Here is a 17,667-nt window from a genome sequence, read left to right as displayed (position 1 = left end):
GCCACTATTCCGCCGGACCGCCTTGCCCGCGTTCCCTATGTCCGAAACGCGCACGTTTCCGGGCTTCCAGTGGCCCCCGAGTCTCCCCCAGGGGTTTGTGTTTTTCCAGCAAAAGCGGTTTGCTTTCCGACGTACTGCAGTACTGCATATAACAGGGGACGCGAAACGGCGGCCTACGCCGCAGACCCTCGGCCCTCACGTTATCGATGAAAGGAAATCCGGTGGCACAGAAGGTTCAGGTCCTTCTTGTCGACGACCTCGACGGTGGCGAGGCGGACGAGACCGTGACGTTCGCGTTGGACGGCAAGACCTACGAGATCGATCTCACGACCGCCAATGCGGACAAGCTGCGTGGTCTTCTCGACCCCTACGTGAAGGGTGGGCGCCGTACCGGTGGCCGTGCTTCGGGGGGTCGCGGAAAGGCGCGCGTCGCTTCCGGTGGCAGCCAGGACACCGCGCAGATCCGCGCGTGGGCGAAGGAGAACGGTTACGAGGTCAACGACCGTGGCCGCGTTCCCGCGTCCATTCGCGAGGCCTACGAGAAGGCCAACGGCTGAGCGCACGCGCGCCGCAACCGGATGCGGTGGCACTGCGTCGCCATCGTGTCCACGAGTCGTACGAGATCGGGGGCGCCCCCACCGCCCCCCATGGCCGACAGAGTCGGCAGCGAGGATTCCACCTCGCCCCCCGGCTCAGGGGGCCGCAGCCAGACGGCGGCCCCCTGCGGACCGGACCCGCCGGCGGTGAGCGGCCCTTCGGGCATCCCCGGCGGCAGCGGAGCCCCGATGCTCCCGCCCACGCCGATCGCCGTGAGATCCAGCGCGAGGGCGCCCCACTCCAGCCAGTCGAGCAGCCCCGGCAGCTCCTCGGCGCTCCCCGCGGCCACCAGCAGCCGCATCCGCGCCCCGCGCCGGACCGGCCGGCCCCCGCGCCGGGACGGTGAATCCGCCGGGCCGACCGCGGAATCTCCTGAATCTCCGTGCGGCGCCCGGAAAACCGTCTCCTCCCGCGCTCCGGAATCCCGTGGATCGCCGGAATCAGTGGATTCACCGGATTCTCCGGAATCCGCATGCCGTTTCGGCGGGTTTCTGTGCAGCGCCACCGGGGACGTCGGACCCAGGTGCCGCAGGGCCGCGAATCCCGCCTCCGCGGGGACTTCCAGCACGTCGAAGCGCCTGCCGGTGGCCAGCCGCACCGGTGAGCCGGGCACGGTCGTCCAGCCCAGTTCGTTCTCGTACCACCTCCGCGTCCGGTCGCTCGGGTCGAGCGGGAGGCGAGGAAGGGGGACAGTGGGAACCATGACAGGAGCAACCGACGGAAGGGCTCCAGAGTTACGCTGGGTGTTTCGTGATGAGCGCAGAGTGTCGAACAAGGGGGCGCGCGGGGACGATCGGCGGCGCAAAGATGTTCGCCCGTAGCGGAGGGAACCTGTGCGCGCCGCATGGAGTGTCAGTGCGTACGGGTAAGACATCCCTAGTGGGAGGGGCGACACGCAGTGCCTTGGCACCTCACGTTCGCCATCGGCGTACAGCTCATGAGGGTATCTGCCTGGCCTGCGGGAACATCGTCTCGCACCATCAGGTTGGAGCAGATGTCGGCGTTCGGGGTCAGGAGGCCAAGGACGGTGTCGGCAGTTGGAATGAGCGGTCCCCGCTTGCGGGACTAAGCTGCGGAAGGACAGGGAGGGGAGCGTCCCCTTACTGCCTGACCGCTCTGAGGAGCGATTAACGATGTTCGAGAGGTTCACCGACCGCGCGCGGCGGGTTGTCGTCCTGGCTCAGGAAGAAGCCCGGATGCTCAACCACAACTACATCGGCACCGAGCACATCCTCCTGGGCCTGATCCACGAGGGTGAGGGTGTCGCCGCTAAGGCCCTGGAGAGCCTCGGGATTTCGCTCGAGGCGGTCCGCCAGCAGGTGGAGGAGATCATCGGGCAGGGGCAGCAGGCTCCGTCCGGCCACATCCCCTTCACCCCCCGTGCCAAGAAGGTCCTGGAGCTCTCGCTCCGCGAGGCCCTTCAGCTGGGCCACAACTACATCGGCACGGAGCACATCCTGCTCGGCCTGATCCGAGAGGGCGAGGGCGTCGCCGCCCAGGTCCTGGTCAAGCTGGGCGCCGATCTCAACCGGGTGCGGCAGCAGGTCATCCAGCTGCTCTCCGGTTACCAGGGCAAGGAGACCGCCACCGCCGGCGGTCCTGCCGAGGGCACCCCCTCCACGTCCCTGGTCCTCGACCAGTTCGGCCGGAACCTCACCCAGGCCGCTCGTGAGTCCAAGCTCGACCCGGTCATCGGGCGCGAGAAGGAGATCGAGCGGGTCATGCAGGTGCTCTCCCGCAGGACCAAGAACAACCCGGTCCTGATCGGTGAGCCCGGCGTCGGCAAGACCGCTGTCGTCGAGGGCCTGGCGCAGGCCATCGTCAAGGGCGAGGTGCCCGAGACCCTCAAGGACAAGCACCTCTACACCCTGGACCTCGGCGCGCTGGTCGCCGGCTCCCGCTACCGCGGTGACTTCGAGGAGCGCCTGAAGAAGGTCCTCAAGGAGATCCGCACCCGCGGCGACATCATCCTGTTCATCGACGAGCTCCACACGCTGGTCGGTGCGGGTGCCGCCGAGGGAGCCATCGACGCGGCCTCGATCCTGAAGCCGATGCTGGCCCGCGGTGAACTCCAGACCATCGGTGCGACGACTCTGGACGAGTACCGCAAGCACCTCGAGAAGGACGCGGCCCTCGAGCGCCGCTTCCAGCCGATCCAGGTGGCGGAGCCTTCCCTCCCCCACACGATCGAGATCCTCAAGGGCCTGCGCGACCGTTACGAGGCACACCACCGCGTCTCCATCACGGACGAGGCGCTGGTCCAGGCCGCCACCCTGGCCGACCGCTACATCTCGGACCGCTTCCTGCCGGACAAGGCGATCGACCTGATCGACGAGGCGGGCTCCCGGATGCGCATCCGCCGGATGACCGCGCCGCCGGACCTCCGCGAGTTCGACGAGAAGATCGCGGGCGTCCGCCGCGACAAGGAGTCGGCCATCGACTCCCAGGACTTCGAGAAGGCGGCCTCTCTCCGCGACAAGGAGAAGCAGCTGCTGGCGGCGAAGACCAAGCGGGAGAAGGAGTGGAAGGCCGGCGACATGGACGTCGTGGCCGAGGTCGACGGCGAGCTGATCGCCGAGGTCCTCGCGACCGCGACCGGCATCCCGGTCTTCAAGCTGACCGAGGAGGAGTCGAGCCGCCTGCTGCGCATGGAGGACGAGCTCCACAAGCGGGTCATCGGTCAGAAGGACGCCGTCAAGGCGCTCTCGAAGGCGATCCGCCGTACCCGGGCCGGTCTGAAGGACCCGAAGCGCCCGGGTGGTTCGTTCATCTTCGCGGGCCCGTCCGGTGTCGGTAAGACCGAGCTGTCCAAGGCCCTCGCCGAGTTCCTCTTCGGTGACGAGGACGCGCTGATCTCCCTCGACATGTCGGAGTTCAGCGAGAAGCACACGGTGTCGCGTCTCTTCGGTTCGCCCCCCGGTTACGTGGGCTACGAGGAGGGCGGCCAGCTGACGGAGAAGGTGCGCCGCAAGCCGTTCTCGGTCGTCCTCTTCGACGAGGTCGAGAAGGCCCACCCGGACATCTTCAACTCGCTGCTGCAGATCCTGGAGGACGGTCGGCTGACCGACTCCCAGGGCCGGGTGGTGGACTTCAAGAACACGGTCATCATCATGACGACCAACCTCGGCACCCGGGACATCTCCAAGGGCTTCAACCTGGGCTTCGCGGCCACGGGTGACACGAAGTCCAACTACGAGCGCATGAAGAACAAGGTGTCGGACGAGCTCAAGCAGCACTTCCGTCCCGAGTTCCTCAACCGCGTCGACGACGTGGTCGTCTTCCCGCAGCTGACGCAGGACGACATCCTCAAGATCGTCGACCTGATGGTCGGCAAGGTGGACGAGCGCCTCAAGGACCGGGACATGGGCATCGAGCTCTCCCAGTCCGCCAAGGAACTGCTGTCCAAGAAGGGTTACGACCCCGTTCTGGGCGCGCGGCCGCTGCGTCGCACGATCCAGCGCGAGATCGAGGACACGCTCTCGGAGAAGATCCTCTTCGGCGAGCTGCGTCCCGGTCACATCGTGGTCGTCGACACGGAGGGCGAGGGCGACACCGCGACCTTCACCTTCCGCGGCGAGGAGAAGTCGGCACTGCCCGACGTCCCGCCGATCGAGCAGGCCGCGGGTGGGGCCGGTCCCAACCTGAGCAAGGAGGCGTAACCCTCCGGGTTCGCCGCAGTAGGAGACGAGGGGCTGCCCCGGGACTTCGGTCCCGGGGCAGCCCCTCGTCCTGTTGTTCACGGCGGTAGGCATACGGGGACGGATCCGGCCGTGGCCCCGTCTCAGGCTCCGCCGACGGGGTTGCGGCCGGAGACAGGACCTCCGGGCGAGCCCGGGGCCGGATCAGGCCGTTCCGGAGCCCCTGGCGTGGCCGCACCCGAGCCGCTGACGTGGCCGCTCCAGAGCCCCTGCCGTGGCCGCTCCCGAGCCATTGGCGTGGCCGTAACGGAGCCCCTGGCGTGGCCGCTCCCGAGCCATTGGCGTGGCCGCGGACGGTACATGGCCGTGCCGCCCCCACCGGGCCGCTTGTGCGGGCCCGGAAGCCGTACGACAGGCGACGCCGACGGCAGGCGGATATGCAGGCAGGCCAACGTGCGCGGGGGCGTACGAGGGCCAGGCCTCGGCGCACGGTCCGTGCGCGCGGATCCGCCCACCTTCGTCTCTCCCCGAGAGGTCCGGTTCGCCTCGGGACCGGGGTCGCGGGAGGGACCGGACCGGGCCCTGTAGGCGCCTCCGCGGTGACATGACGCACAGGCGATTTGTCCCGTACTAGGACTGTTAGTGGAGGGACCCAGGGGGGCAAATCGGACTTTTCGAGCAAGGCTCACCCGGGGGTCCGGGGGCTCGCGGCAGGGGTGGGGCGAAGGGTCGTTCCCGCCCTGCTATGCGGGGTGAGAAGTGGGGTTAAACCTAACTTCTTCCAGAAAAAACGGACGAATCAGTGCACGGCGTAGCTTCTGTCAAGGAGTCGGTCGTTTCGGGGTCAAGTACGACCTAGCGTCGTAGAAGGGGGCTTTGGGGATTCGCCGGGGTCCGGGTTACCAAGGGATGGCCCCCTCCGGCAGCGACGAGCTCCGGGTGGGTTCAAGTCCCCCGTCCCCGTCTCCATGAGGTTCAGATGTCGAAGCGTGTCACGTCCCGTCACTCCCGTACGTCCCTGCTCCGTAGCCGGACGGCCGTCCTCGCCGCCTCGGTGGGCGCCTCGGTCGTGCTGGGCGCCGGGATCGCGTCCGCCAGCACCCTGGACAGCGCCGCCACCAGTACGACGGCCAGTGTGGTGCAGACCCAGGCCGCCGCCCAGGCCAAGGCCGCCGGGAAGGCTCAGCACACCACGGCCAAGAAGGCCGCTTCCTGGATCGACCCGGTGAAGAAGTACACGCTGTCCGCCACCTTCAACCAGGCCGGCGGCATGTGGGCCCACAAGCACTCCGGCCAGGACTTCGCGGTTCCGCTGGGCACCGACGTGTCCGCCGCCCACGGCGGCACCGTCGTCAAGGCCGGCGGCAACGGCGCCGGCGACGGCCCCGCGTACGGCAACGCCATCGTCATCAAGCACGGCAACGGGACGTACTCCCAGTACGCCCACCTCTCCCGGATCGACGTGCGCATAGGCCAGGTCGTCGCCACCGGCCAGCACATAGCGCTGTCGGGCAACACCGGGAACTCCAGCGGACCGCACCTGCACTTCGAGATCCGTACGACCCCGAACTACGGCTCGGCCATCGACCCGGTCGCCTTCCTGCGCGCCAAGGGCGTGACGGTCTAAGCACACCCGGGTGTGACCTCGAAGGCGTGATGGTTCACGGAGCGACGGGACCGCTGTGCGCCTGCGTCACCAGATCGACGGCGACCTCCAGGATGGCCTTGCGCTTCTCCTCGGGGTCGCCTTCGACGTCCTTCAGCATGAACATCCCGGCATGCATCGAGAACAGCGCGCTGATGCAGCGGACCTGGTTCGTCAGGTCCGCTTCCGGCTCCTTGAGCAGGTCGATCATGCGGATCATGCGGTCCTTGAAGTCCTCGCCGGTGCGCAGCTCACGGACGGCGGCCTGGTTCTCCTGCATGAAGCGGAAGAGCGGGGCCGCGTCCGCGAGGGCGTTGCTGTAGCGGTGCAGGATCTCCTGCTTCGTCGCCAGCGTGCGCGGCTGCTGCCGTCCCCACTCGATCAGCTCGTCCATGGGCCTGGACAGGTCCTGGAAGAGGCTCTTGAGGATGTCTTCCTTGGTCTTGAAGTGGTAGTACAGCGCCGCTTTGGTGACGTCCAGGTGCTCGGCGATCTCGCGCAGCGAGGTCTTCTCGTAGCCGTGCTCGGAGAAGAGTTCGAGGGCCACGTCCTGGATGCGCTGACGGGTGTCCCCGCGACGCTGTCGCTTGGTGCCGTCCATGGTGTCGTCGCCCATCCTGTTACTCCTCGCGCTCCTTGAAACGTACGTGACGCCTCACGGGCAAATCCAGGAAAACTTACTTGACGCCCGGCTAGTTACAGGGCTACTTTCCCTCAGTGTAGTCAACTTGCCGGTCGGCAAGTAAGTAGCAGAGCAGGGGCAGTCGCCCCGGACACCAGTGGGCATCCAGCGGGACCCAGGGGAGTGGGAATGATGGCGGACAACACGGAAGCGGTCATACAGACCGGGAAACAGGCCGAGAAGCAGCCACGCAGCGTACGGGTCGTCCTGCTCGCGCTCATGATCGCGATGCTCCTCGCGATGCTCGACAACATGATCGTGGGCACGGCGATGCCGACGATCGTGGGCGAGCTGGGCGGCCTGGAGCACCTGTCATGGGTCGTCACCGCGTACACGCTCGCGACCGCCGCCTCGACCCCGATCTGGGGCAAGCTCGGCGACATGTACGGGCGCAAGGGCGCCTTCATGACCTCGATCGTCATCTTCCTCGTCGGTTCCGCGCTCAGCGGCATGGCGCAGGACATGGGACAGCTGATCGGCTTCCGTGCCATCCAGGGTCTGGGCGCCGGCGGTCTGATGGTCGGCGTCATGGCGATCATCGGTGACCTCATCCCGCCGCGCGAGCGGGGCAAGTACCAGGGCATGATGGCCGGCATCATGGCGCTCGCCATGATCGCCGGACCGCTGGTCGGCGGCTCCATCACGGACCACTGGGGCTGGCGCTGGTCCTTCTACATCAACCTGCCGCTCGGCATCGTCGCGCTGCTGGCCGTCAGTGCCGTGCTGCACCTGCCGAAGAAGCGGGTCGAGGCGAAGATCGACTATCTCGGTGCCAGCCTGCTCACCATCGGCATCTCGTCGATCGTGCTCGTCACCACCTGGGGTGGCAGCGAGTACGCCTGGGGCTCCGCGCGGATCATGGAGCTCATCGGCATCGGCGTCGCCGCGCTCGTCGGCTTCGTCTTCGTGCAGACCAAGGCCGCCTCGCCGATCCTGCCGCTGCACATCTTCCGCAACCGCAACTTCACGCTGATGTCCGTCATCGGCTTCATCACCGGCTTCGTGATGTTCGGCGCCGTGCTCTTCCTGCCGCTGTACCAGCAGTCCGTGCAGGGCGCGTCCGCGACCAACTCCGGCCTGCTGCTCCTGCCGATGCTCGGCGCGATGCTGGTCACCTCGATGGTCGCCGGGCGGGTCACCACCAGCAGCGGCCGCTACAAGGCGTTCCCGGTCGTCGGCAGTGTGCTGATGTCGGTGGGCCTGTTCCTGCTCTCGCAGATGGACACCGGTACCACCCGGCTGACCTCGGGCCTGTACATGGCCGTGCTCGGCCTGGGCATGGGCTGCCTGATGCAGATCACGATGCTGGTGGCGCAGAACAGCGTCGAGATGAAGGACATGGGCGTCGCGTCCTCGTCCACCACCCTCTTCCGTACGCTCGGTTCGTCCTTCGGCGTCGCGATCATGGGCGCGCTCTTCAACCACCGCGTCCAGGACGTGATGGCCGAGCGGGCCGGGGCGCTGGGGTCCAAGATGACCGAGCAGTCCGCGCAGCTCGACGCGGCCAGCCTGGCCAAGCTGCCGGCCGCGGCGCGTGAGGCCTATCAGTTCGCGGTGTCCTCCGGGACGCACTCCGCGTTCCTGCTGGGATCCGTGGTGGCCCTGGGCGCACTGGTGGCGGCGGTCTTCGTGAAGGAGGTCCCGCTGCGGGGCGCGGGAGCGCCGGCCAAGTCCGAGGCCGAGCCCGCGCCGCCGATGGAAACCCTGGCGGAAACCGTCTGACCCCGCTCGATCCGAAGGCCCCCGGCGTGTCCGCCCCGGGGGCCTTCTCCCGTAACAGGGCGTCCATCGGGTGTCCGGGCGTCCACCGGCGTTCATGGGCGCCCAGAGACCTGTGATGTGTACCGGTGCCGCGAGGGCTCCCGCTCCCTCACGCCGGCAGCAGGGGGAAGCTGCCCGTGTTCGTGGGCGCGTGCTCCGGCAGCCACAGCACCGCGACCGCGCCCTCCGCGGCCACGTCCTCCGGGGCGCCCGCGGGCCGGATGTTGCGGAAGGTCAGCCGGGCGCCGAGCACCCGGGCCTGGCCCGCCGCGATGGTGAGGCCCAGCCCGTGGCCGTGGCCCGAGCGGTCGCTGCTGCCGGTGCGGAAGCGGCTGGGGCCGTCGGCCAGGAGTTCCTCGGGGAAACCGGGACCGTGGTCGCGCACCCGGATGACGCGGCCCTCCACGGAGACCTCGATCGGCGGTTTGCCGTGCCGGGCCGCGTTGGCCAGCAGATTGAACAGGACGCGCTCCAGGCGACGCGGATCCGTGGTGACCTCGGACTCGTGGATCACGCGTACGACGATGTCGGCGTCCTTGGCGGCCACCCGTCGCGTGACGAACTCGCCCAGCATGATGTCCTGCAGTTCGGCCCGCTCGGAGGCACCGTCCAGCCGGGCCACCTCCAGGACGTCCTCGACGAGCGTGCGCATGGCCTGTGCCCGGTCGCGGACGAGTTCCGTGGGGCGGCCGGGGGGCAGCAGTTCGGCCGCGGTCAGCAGTCCCGTGACCGGTGTGCGCAGCTCGTGCGCGATGTCGGCGGTCACCCGGCGCTCGGCCTCGATGCGCTGCTGGAGCGCGTCCGCCATGGCGTCCACCGCCCGCGCCAGGTCGTCGGTCTCGTCGCGCACGACCCCGCCGATCGCTTCCCGTACGCGGACGTCGGTCTCGCCCTTGGCGACCTGGTTCGCGGCGGCCGCGGCCTTGCGCAGCCGGCGCGACAACTGACCGCCGATCAGTACGCCGAGGGCGCTGCCGCCGAAGACGACCGCGATCGAGCCGATGATCAGCGCCTGGTCGAGGTCCTTCATGACGTCGGTGTTGCGGTCCGTGAACCCGGTGTGGAGCGAGAGGACACGGCCGTCCTTGAGGGGCACGGCCGCCCAGATGTCCGGTACGCCGTTGGGACGGTCGGCCACGTAGGTGGCTCGCCGTCCCTCCTCGACCTTCGCCAGCAGGTCTCCGGGGATCGTCGGGTCGTCGACCTTGACCCCGAAGGACTGCGTGCGGCCGGACTCGTACATACGCTGGGCGACCTGGATCCGCTCGTCCGCCAGATCACGCGAGTTGTCGAGCATCGAGACGCGTGCCGCGTTGTGCACGACGAGGCTCAGCGCGACCGCGACGAGGGCGCCGACCATGGCGATGGCCGCGCTCAGCTTCCACCGGATGCCGGTGCGCATACCGGTCGGTCCGGCCCCGGCGGGCCGGCGACCACGGGCGGGTCTGCCGCCGCCGCGGAGGCGCTCGCCGCTGCCGCTGTGGTCGCGGTGGTGGGGGCCGCCGTGGTTGCCACCCGAGCCCGCGCCGGTCCGGGCGCCGAAGCCGGCGGACCCGCCACCCGTACCGCCCGGTCCGCCGCCGTGGAAGGGAACGTCACCCGCTCCGCCGTACCCGCCGCCCGGTCCGCCACGGACGCCGCCCCGCCCGCTGCGATCGCCGACCGGTCCGCCAAGGGTGCCGCGCGGCCCGACGCGCTCGCCGTTCCGTCCGCCGTGAGCGCCACCTGGCCCGCCGGTGCCGGCGCCGGATGCGCCGAAGCCGGTGCCCGGTCCGCCGGAGCCGCCGCCCGGTCCGCCGTGGACGGTGCCCGGTCCGCCGGAGCCGCCCCCCGGTCCGCCGTGGACGGTGCCCGGTCTGTCGTCGTCCGCCGGATTCCGGCGCTGGAACATCCCCCGCATACCCTGCTCAGGCCTTCAACTTGTAGCCGAAACCACGGACCGTCTCGATCCGGTCCTGGCCGATCTTCGTGCGCAGTCGCTGGACATGGACATCGACGACGCGGGTGTCACCGCCCCAGCCGTAGTCCCACACCCGTTCGAGCAGCTTGTCGCGGCTCAGCACCGTGCCCGGCGCGGACGAGAACTCCAGCAGCAGCCGCATCTCGGTGGGTGTCAGTGCGACCCGCACCCCGCCCTTGAGCACCTCCATGCCCTCGGTGTCGATCTCCAGGTCCCCGTCCCCGAAGGAGAGCAGACCGCCGTCGACCGACGAGGGCGTGTCCGTGCCCGCGTTCGGACCGCTCGCGTGCCCGAAGCGCCGCAGCACCGCGCGGATGCGGGCGACCAGCACGGCCCCGTCGAAGGGCTTGGTCACATAGTCGTCGGCGCCCGCCTCCAGACCCAGGACGACATCGATCGAGTCGGCCCGCGCCGACAGCATGATCACCGGGACGGTGGACTCGTCACGGATACGACGGCACAGGCTGACGCCGTCGAGGCCGGGGACCATGACGTCCAGGAGGGCGATGTCGGGACGGTCCGCACGGAACGCCTCCAGGCCCGACAGGCCGTCGGGCATCGCGGTGACCGCGAAGCCATCGCGTTCCAGCGCGAGTTGCGTGGCCTCGCGGATGACATCGTCGTCCTCGACGAACAGGACGTGGGTCTGCTCTGCCATCCGGCTGCTCCGTTTTGTTGCGTCTGCTCTTCAGTTCGCGGCGGGGGAGGGGGCGTCGGTGGCGCCCACCGCATTGCTGTAGTCGTTGTGCGTCCGGGACTCCTCGGTGAAGTGGGTCGCGGACCAGCCGTAGGTGATCACTTCTTCGCTGGAGGGGTACGACACCGGGTCGCCCTTCTTGTACAGCTGCTGGGTGACCACCAGATCGCCCCGGTCGATCTCCGCGTAGACCGGTGGCTCCTCGGTCTTGAACACGTTCTCGTACCGGCCCTTCTCCTCGCGGTACACGTACGAGCCGATGCCGACAGCGTCTCCGCAGGTCATCACATTGACCACCACGTCGTCCGAGGGCCCCCCGGTCAGTTCCCCGTACGACACGTCGACCGGGTACTCGTCGGCCACGCACGGCTTGAGGGCGCTCTTGACCGACGGACTGACCTCGGGATCGTCCTTGACGAGCTTGACCACGTCCACCCGCTTGGGGGCCTTCGTGGCCGAGGGGGAGCCGGTGGGCGTCGTGGGGGCCTTGGCCACCGCCTCGCTGCCCGCCGGGCCCTCGTCACGGGCCCCCGTACCCCCCGTGGCACAGGCGGTCAGGAAAAGCCCGAGGGCGGCGAACACGGCCGTCGCCGCGCCCACCGCCTTCAGTACCCGGCCGGCCCTCCTGGCCCGAATTCCTAGGCCGCGCAACGCTCCCGCTCCTTACCCGGTTCGAGCGCGCGGGCGCCGCGCTCCTCCTGGTCCCGACTCTCCAGCTCCTCGCGGAGCCGGGCCAGCGCCCGGTGCAGCGTGCTCTTGACCGTTCCGGCCGACATGCCGAGCGCGGCGGCCGTCTCCTCCGTGGACATCTGCTCCCAGTGTCGCAGCACCACGACACTGCGCTGCTTCGGAGCGAGCACCTTCATGATGTCCATGAGGAGCGCGCGGTCCGCGTGCTGCTCGGTGGAGTCCTCGACGCGGGCGTCCGGCAGCTGCTCGGTGGGCACCTCCTCGAGCTTCCGCGCACGCCACCACTCGGTCCGCGTATTGATCATCACGCGGCGCAGGTACGCGTCGGCCAGCCGCTTGTCCGCGATGCCGTCCCAACGGCCGTACGTGCGTACGAGCGCGGTCTGGAGCAGGTCCTGGGCGTCGACGGGGTCGGGGACCAGGCGACGGGCACTGCGCAGCAGCGCGTCCTGCCGAGTGCGGACGTACTCCTCGAATTCGAGCACCTCGCCGTGCGCCATGATCAACCGCCTCCATCCCCGTTTCCGACCCGCCTGCTGACGCCTGCTGTCGGTGGTCCGTCGCTTGTGTACCGCTGTCGTTCCGCTGTGCGTGCGGTACGGAAATGAAGCTACGGAGGCGTTGTCACGGGGTTGTCCGAGACAGCCTGCGACGAGCAGTCGGCTGTACGTCGGTTGTGTAACGGAAGGAGGAGGCGGGTAAAGCGAGGCGGCTACATGTCCTGTTTGGGGATGTTTTGGCAGGTCAGGAAGCGAGGGATGGCCGACATCAGGTCAAGGGCAGCCGATACAAACCGCCCGTGAGGGGTTCGACGAGTCCGTCGGCGACGAGCCCGTCCAGAGCCCTCGCGCGCTGCACGGGCTCCTCCCACACGCGGTCCAGGGCGGACTGCGGGACGGGCGCGACGGCTTCCCTGAGTACGGCGAGCAGCTTGCCGCGCACCTGACGGTCGGTGCCGGCGTACGTCTGGCCGCGGCGCGGCGGGCCGTCGTGCTCCGGCTTGCCCGCCAGCCGCCAGGCGCACTGGTCGGCGATCGGGCAGCGGTGGCAGCTCTCGTTCTTCGCCGTACAGATCAGCGCGCCGAGTTCCATGGAGGCGGCGGCCCAGCGGGAGGCGGTGCGCTCGCTCTCGGGGAGCAGGGCGCGGGCGAGCTTGCGCTCGGCGGCCGTGGTGGCGTTCGGGGGGTACTGCACGCCTGCCACGGCCCGGGCGAAGACCCTGCGCACGTTCGTGTCCAGCACGGCGTGCCGCTGGCCGTACGCGAAGGAAGCCACCGCCGCGGCCGTGTACTCGCCGATGCCGGGCAGCGCGAGCAGCTGCGCGTGCTCCGTGGGTACGTCGCCGCCGTGGCGTTCCGTTATGGCGACCGCGGCGCCGTGCAGCCGGAGGGCGCGGCGGGGGTAGCCGAGGCGGCCCCAGGCGCGGACGGCTTCGCCCGGGGCCTCCTTGGCGAGGTCGGCGGGGCGGGGCCAGCGGGCCACCCACTGTTCGTACACGGGCAGGACGCGGCTCACCGGGGTCTGCTGCAACATGAACTCACTGACCATCACGCCCCAGGGGCCGGCGTCGGGGCGGCGCCAGGGGAGATCGCGGGCATGCTCGTCGAACCAGGTGATCACCGGCTCGTGCAGGGTCTCGCCGGGGGCGGAGGGCTGGGGGCTGGGTGTGGGCAAGGTGGGTGCAGTCATGACGTTTCCGATCCTGCCATGCGTCGGTGCCGGGGTGTGTTTCTCGCGTACATGGGCGGGTTGCGCGACCGCACCCCGGCGCCCTGCCCGACCCGTCCTGTCCCCGGGGCTCCGCCCCAGACCCCGCCAGGGGCGCTGCGCCCCCAGGACCCGCGCTTCGGCCTGGACGGCCTCGTCCTCGAGCGCCGGACGGGCTGGATGTGCGAGCCCGCGCTGATGGGGCGCCGTCAAAGGCTGACGCCCGGGGCCGGGAATTTCAGCCCGTCCGGCGCTTGAGGACGAGCCCTTCGGGCGAAGCGGGGGTCTGGGGGCGGAGCCCCCTGGTACGGATGACGGGGGCCCCCGCCCGTGCTCGAGCGAAGCCGAGAGCGTGGGGGAGGGTAGGGGCGGCGGGGGCGAAAACCGGACGGGGGTGACAACCTCACCGGGCTGTCGAGATGATGATCCGGAAAAGTTGACGCTCAGGGCGGCGGGTGGGGCAAGCCCCGGCTCCGATCTCTCGTACAGTTTGCGCCGTGGGATCTCTGCGCAATCCGGTCGGGCCGCTACCCTCCACCATCTACTGGCGTCGGAGGGCCGTTCTGCTGTCTCTGGTGGCGCTGTTGGCGCTGCTGACGGTCTGGATCGTCAGCACCGGGGGCGGTGGCGGCAAGAAGGGCGCGGACGGTTCCAACGGGAAGGGTCCCGTGGAGACGATCACCCCGGGCCCCTCCGGATCCGGCCCGGCGATAAGCCAACACCCGGGCGGACGCGACGAGTCGAGCGGCAGCGCGAACCCCGGCGGCAGTGGCGGCGGCAGCGGCGACGGCTCCGGCACCGGGGACGGTTCCGGCAGCGGTTCCGCCGGAGGCGCCGGCGGCTCGGACGGCGGCTCCGGCGGCGGAGGCATCGGATCCGCCGGATCCGCCGATCAGGTCCCGGCCGGTTCCACACTCCCCAACTGCACGGCAGGCGCGGTCAGGTTGACCCTGCGCAGCGTGCACAACTCGTACGGACCCGGCGCCAAGCCCTCGGTCCAGCTGGTCGCGAAGAACTCCTCCGGCAGTGACTGCAAGGTCGATCTCGGCCCGAAGAAAGCCGTCCTGACGATCACTCAGGCCGGGGAGGACAAGAGCTTCTGGTCCTCCGCCGACTGCCCCAAGGACGTCTCCAGTCTCTTCTTCCGTGTTCCGGCCGGCGGCCAGGTGACCTACACGGTCGACTGGGACCGCACGGCCAGTGCCCCCGAGTGCGCGACGCCTCCGGCGGGTTCGGCGTCCGCGGGCACCTACCTGGTGGAGGCGAAGGCGCCGGGGCTGGCCAAGGCACAGACCTCGTTCGTCCTGACGCAGGACTGAGACCCTGGGCGATCCGGCCTCCTAGGCGGTCAGGATCCCCGGGTGATCCGGGCGCGGGGGTGATCCGGGCGGGGGGGTGATCCGGTCCCGGGGGCGGTCAGGAGCCCTGGGTGACCCGGATTCTCGGGTCACCCCAGGGACAGGCAGGCCACCCGGCGGGCGGACCGCCCGTATCCAGGCCGGCGCCCACACCCCGGTCGCCCGTCAGACGTACCGTTCCAGGATCGACGACTCCGCCAGCCGCGAAAGCCCTTCGCGCACGCTGCGCGCCCGCGCCTCGCCCACCCCGTCGACCGCCTGGAGATCGTCGACGCTGGCCGCGAGAAGCTTCTGCAGACCACCGAAGTGCTCGACGAGACGGTCGATGATCGCGCCGGGCAGACGCGGGACCTTCGCGAGAAGCCGGAAACCGCGCGGCGAGACCGCGGAGTCGAGCGCCTCGGGCGAGCCGGTGTAACCCAACGCCCGTGCCACGGTGGGCAGTTCGAGGAGCTCGGCGTGGGCGAGGGCGTTCAGCTCGGAGAGTGCCTCGTCGACCGTGCGGGAGCGCTTCGCGGTCGGCTCGGGCACGTAGTCGCGGACCACCAGCTCACGCTCGGGCTCCACGCCAGCGATCAACTCGTCGAGCTGGAGGGCGAGCAGACGTCCGTCCGTGCCCAACTCCACCACGTACTCGGCGATCTCGGTCGCGATGCGGCGCACCATCTCCAGACGCTGCGCCACCGCCGACACGTCCCGGACGGTGACCAGGTCCTCGATCTCCAGCGCGGAGAGCGTGCCCGCGACCTCGTCGAGCCGGAGCTTGTAGCGCTCCAGCGTCGCGAGAGCCTGGTTGGCACGCGAGAGGATCGCGGCGGAGTCCTCCAGGACGCGGCGCTGACCGTCGACGTACAGGGCGATCAGCCGCATCGACTGGGAGACGGAGACGACGGGGAAGCCGACCTGCTTGCTCACCCGGTCCGCGGTGCGGTGCCGCGTACCCGTCTCCTCGGTGGGGATCGTCGGGTCCGGGACCAGCTGCACGCCCGCCCGGAGGATCTTGGTGAGGTCCTTGTCGATCACGATGCCGCCGTCGAGCTTGCACAGCTCGCGCAGCCGGGTCGCGGTGAACTCCACGTCCAGCACGAAGCCGCCGGTGCACATCGACTCGACGGTCTTGTCCCAGCCGAGCACGATGAGTCCGCCGGTGTTGCCGCGGAGAATTCGTTCGAGCCCGTCGCGCAGGGCCGTGCCGGGTGCCACGGCGCTCAAAGAGGCGCGCATCAGGCCATCGGCACCGGAGCTCCCACCGGACTTTCCGGGAGCTGCTGCCCGGTCGTTGGCTGCCACTGCACTCCTCCGGTCGCGGGTTTCCGGTCGCCCTGGGTTCGTACGGACGGGCGAGACCACGGCAAAGTCTACCGGCGCTCTTCGTCCTCCCGTGGGGCCTCTCGACGACGCGAGCGCGGAAGGACCCGCAGCGCCTCGCCCATGTCGGCGACTTCCAGGACCTTCATACCAGCCGGCGTCCTGCCCGGATCGCTCGGAACGAGGGCGTGGGTGAAGCCCAGTCGGTGGGCTTCGGCCAGCCTTCGCTGCACCCCCGTGACCCGTCTGACCTCCCCGGCGAGGCCCACTTCACCGATCGCGACGAGGTTCTTGGGGAGAGGAGTGTCACTCGCCGCGGACGCGAGCGCGAGGGCGATCGCGAGGTCCGCGGCCGGCTCGGAGAGCTTCACGCCGCCGACCGTCGCCGAGTAGATGTCACGCTTTCCGAGGGCGCTGATCCGGCCCCGCTGCTCCAGGACGGCCAGCATCATGGAGACGCGGGAGGTCTCCAGACCGGAGGTCGTCCGGCGGGGGGACGGGATCTGCGAGTCCACCGTGAGCGCCTGCACCTCGGCCACCAAGGGCCGGCGGCCTTCCAGGGTCACGGTCAGGCAGGTGCCCGGGACCGGCTCGGCACGGCGGGTGAGGAAGAGGCCGGAGGGGTCCGTCAGGCCCGTGATGCCCTCGTCGTGCAGCTCGAAGCAGCCGACCTCGTCCGTCGTCCCGTAACGGTTCTTGACGCCTCGGACCAGCCTGAGGCGGGCGTGCCGGTCGCCCTCGAAGCTCAGGACGACGTCCACGAGGTGTTCGAGCAGGCGGGGGCCCGCGATCGCGCCGTCCTTGGTGACATGGCCCACGAGGAGGGTTGACATGCCGCGCTCCTTGGAGGCGCGGATGAGTGCCCCGGCGACCTCACGGACCTGGGCCATACCGCCCGGGGCGCCGTCGATCTCCGGGGAGGCGACGGTCTGGACCGAGTCGAGGATGAGGAGCGACGGCTTCACCGCGTCCAGGTGGCCGAGGACGGCCGCGAGGTCGGTCTCCGCGGCCAGATAGAGGTGGTCGTCGATGGCCTTGATGCGGTCGGCCCGCAGCCGGACCTGGCTCGCCGACTCCTCACCCGTCACATACAGCGTGCGGTGCTCGTCGCTCGCCGCCTTCGCCGCCACGTCCAGGAGCAGGGTGGACTTCCCGACGCCGGGCTCGCCCGCGAGCAGGACGACCGCGCCGGGCACCAGGCCGCCGCCCAGGACGCGGTCCAGCTCGGGCACGCCGGTGCTGCGCGCGGTGGCCTGGCGGCCGTCGACCTGGCCGATGGGGACCGCGGAGGTGGTGACCCGGCCGGGCGTCGTGGTCCGCACCGCGGGTGCGCCGTACTCCTCGACCGTCCCCCACGCCTGGCACTCGGGGCAGCGGCCGAGCCACTTGGCCGTCTGCCAGCCGCACTCGGTGCAGCGGTAGGACGGACGGTCCTTCGCGGTTTTCGTACGGGCAGCCATGACCGAACCGTAGCCGAGGCCACCGACAGCGCGGCCGGCTGTCATGCCCGCCGCGAGCCCGCCACCGGCCCGCTCCCTCCGTCCTCCCGTGTCGCGCCGGGGGCTTACGCCGACCGGAACCCGTCGCGCGCCCCCCGTCCGTCGCCGCCCGTGGAGGCCCAGGC

13 protein-coding genes and 2 pseudogenes are annotated in these 17,667 nt (G+C 70.0%); 5 read left to right on the top strand and 10 right to left on the bottom strand.

Annotated elements, in window-relative coordinates; genetic code table 11:
* Positions 1 to 221: 221 nt before the first annotated feature.
* A complete protein-coding gene (locus OG199_RS19605) occupies positions 222 to 557 on the top strand; it encodes an Lsr2 family protein (protein WP_266700657.1) in 336 nt (111 codons plus the stop codon).
* Here OG199_RS19605 and OG199_RS19600 read toward each other — a convergent pair.
* Positions 536 to 925, bottom strand: a pseudogene (locus OG199_RS19600) (SCO3374 family protein); the annotation flags it as partial. The gene OG199_RS19605 and the pseudogene OG199_RS19600 overlap by 22 nt on opposite strands.
* 168 nt (positions 926 to 1,093) lie before the next feature.
* A pseudogene (locus OG199_RS19595) lies at positions 1,094 to 1,300 on the bottom strand (hypothetical protein); the annotation flags it as partial.
* A 430-nt stretch (positions 1,301 to 1,730) separates the two neighbouring features.
* Here OG199_RS19595 and OG199_RS19590 point away from each other — a divergent pair.
* Together OG199_RS19590 and OG199_RS19585 are read left to right on the top strand one after the other, a co-directional pair.
* Positions 1,731 to 4,256, top strand: coding sequence for an ATP-dependent Clp protease ATP-binding subunit (locus OG199_RS19590; protein ID WP_148012285.1), 2,526 nt, complete (start codon positions 1,731 to 1,733; stop codon positions 4,254 to 4,256).
* A 958-nt stretch (positions 4,257 to 5,214) separates the two neighbouring features.
* Entirely contained in the window at positions 5,215 to 5,862 is a 648-nt protein-coding gene (locus OG199_RS19585) for a M23 family metallopeptidase (RefSeq protein WP_401803852.1), read from the top strand.
* Positions 5,863 to 5,896: 34 nt separating this feature from the next.
* Here the strand turns inward: OG199_RS19585 and OG199_RS19580 are convergent, their stop codons facing one another.
* The gene (locus OG199_RS19580; RefSeq protein WP_356803788.1) at positions 5,897 to 6,496 is read right to left on the bottom strand and encodes a helix-turn-helix domain-containing protein; all 600 of its coding nucleotides are present in this window, start codon (positions 6,494 to 6,496) and stop codon (positions 5,897 to 5,899) included.
* A 198-nt stretch (positions 6,497 to 6,694) separates the two neighbouring features.
* On the opposite strand from OG199_RS19580, the gene OG199_RS19575 reads away from it, so the two are divergent.
* Positions 6,695 to 8,284: an MDR family MFS transporter gene (locus OG199_RS19575; protein ID WP_405834595.1), complete on the top strand. Its 1,590-nt coding sequence runs from the start codon at positions 6,695 to 6,697 to the stop codon at positions 8,282 to 8,284.
* Positions 8,285 to 8,432: 148 nt separating this feature from the next.
* On the opposite strand, the gene cseC is transcribed toward OG199_RS19575, so the two are convergent.
* The 5 genes from cseC to OG199_RS19550 form a co-directional block, all read right to left on the bottom strand.
* A complete protein-coding gene (gene cseC, locus OG199_RS19570) occupies positions 8,433 to 9,725 on the bottom strand; it encodes a two-component system sensor histidine kinase CseC (protein ID WP_401804360.1) in 1,293 nt (430 codons plus the stop codon).
* Positions 9,726 to 10,230: 505 nt separating this feature from the next.
* Positions 10,231 to 10,941, bottom strand: coding sequence for a two-component system response regulator CseB (cseB, locus tag OG199_RS19565; RefSeq protein ID WP_266700661.1), 711 nt, complete (start codon positions 10,939 to 10,941; stop codon positions 10,231 to 10,233).
* A 30-nt stretch (positions 10,942 to 10,971) separates the two neighbouring features.
* On the bottom strand, positions 10,972 to 11,631 hold the full coding sequence (locus OG199_RS19560; protein WP_356803792.1) for a hypothetical protein: 660 nt from the start codon (positions 11,629 to 11,631) through the stop codon (positions 10,972 to 10,974).
* Complete coding sequence (locus OG199_RS19555) at positions 11,619 to 12,170, bottom strand: SigE family RNA polymerase sigma factor (RefSeq protein ID WP_168529360.1); 552 nt, start codon at positions 12,168 to 12,170, stop codon at positions 11,619 to 11,621. Before OG199_RS19555 ends, OG199_RS19560 begins: the two co-directional genes overlap by 13 nt.
* 268 nt (positions 12,171 to 12,438) lie before the next feature.
* A complete protein-coding gene (locus OG199_RS19550) occupies positions 12,439 to 13,359 on the bottom strand; it encodes an A/G-specific adenine glycosylase (RefSeq protein WP_405830510.1) in 921 nt (306 codons plus the stop codon).
* 515 nt (positions 13,360 to 13,874) lie between these two features.
* Between OG199_RS19550 and OG199_RS19545 the strand changes: the two genes are divergently transcribed.
* The gene (locus OG199_RS19545; protein WP_405830509.1) at positions 13,875 to 14,696 is read left to right on the top strand and encodes a hypothetical protein; all 822 of its coding nucleotides are present in this window, start codon (positions 13,875 to 13,877) and stop codon (positions 14,694 to 14,696) included.
* 204 nt (positions 14,697 to 14,900) lie between these two features.
* Here OG199_RS19545 and disA read toward each other — a convergent pair whose 3' ends face one another.
* Both disA and radA read right to left on the bottom strand, forming a co-directional pair.
* Positions 14,901 to 16,025, bottom strand: coding sequence for a DNA integrity scanning diadenylate cyclase DisA (gene disA / locus OG199_RS19540; RefSeq protein WP_266700665.1), 1,125 nt, complete (start codon positions 16,023 to 16,025; stop codon positions 14,901 to 14,903).
* A gap of 68 nt (positions 16,026 to 16,093) precedes the next feature.
* Entirely contained in the window at positions 16,094 to 17,503 is a 1,410-nt protein-coding gene (gene radA / locus OG199_RS19535) for a DNA repair protein RadA (RefSeq protein WP_356803797.1), read from the bottom strand.
* Positions 17,504 to 17,667: the final 164 nt, after the last annotated feature.

Source organism: Streptomyces sp. NBC_01176 (assembly GCF_045039825.1).
Lineage (GTDB): Bacteria > Actinomycetota > Actinomycetes > Streptomycetales > Streptomycetaceae > Streptomyces.
The sequence above is the reverse complement of the archived record's forward strand: the minus strand, read 5'-3'. Positions and strand labels throughout refer to the sequence as shown.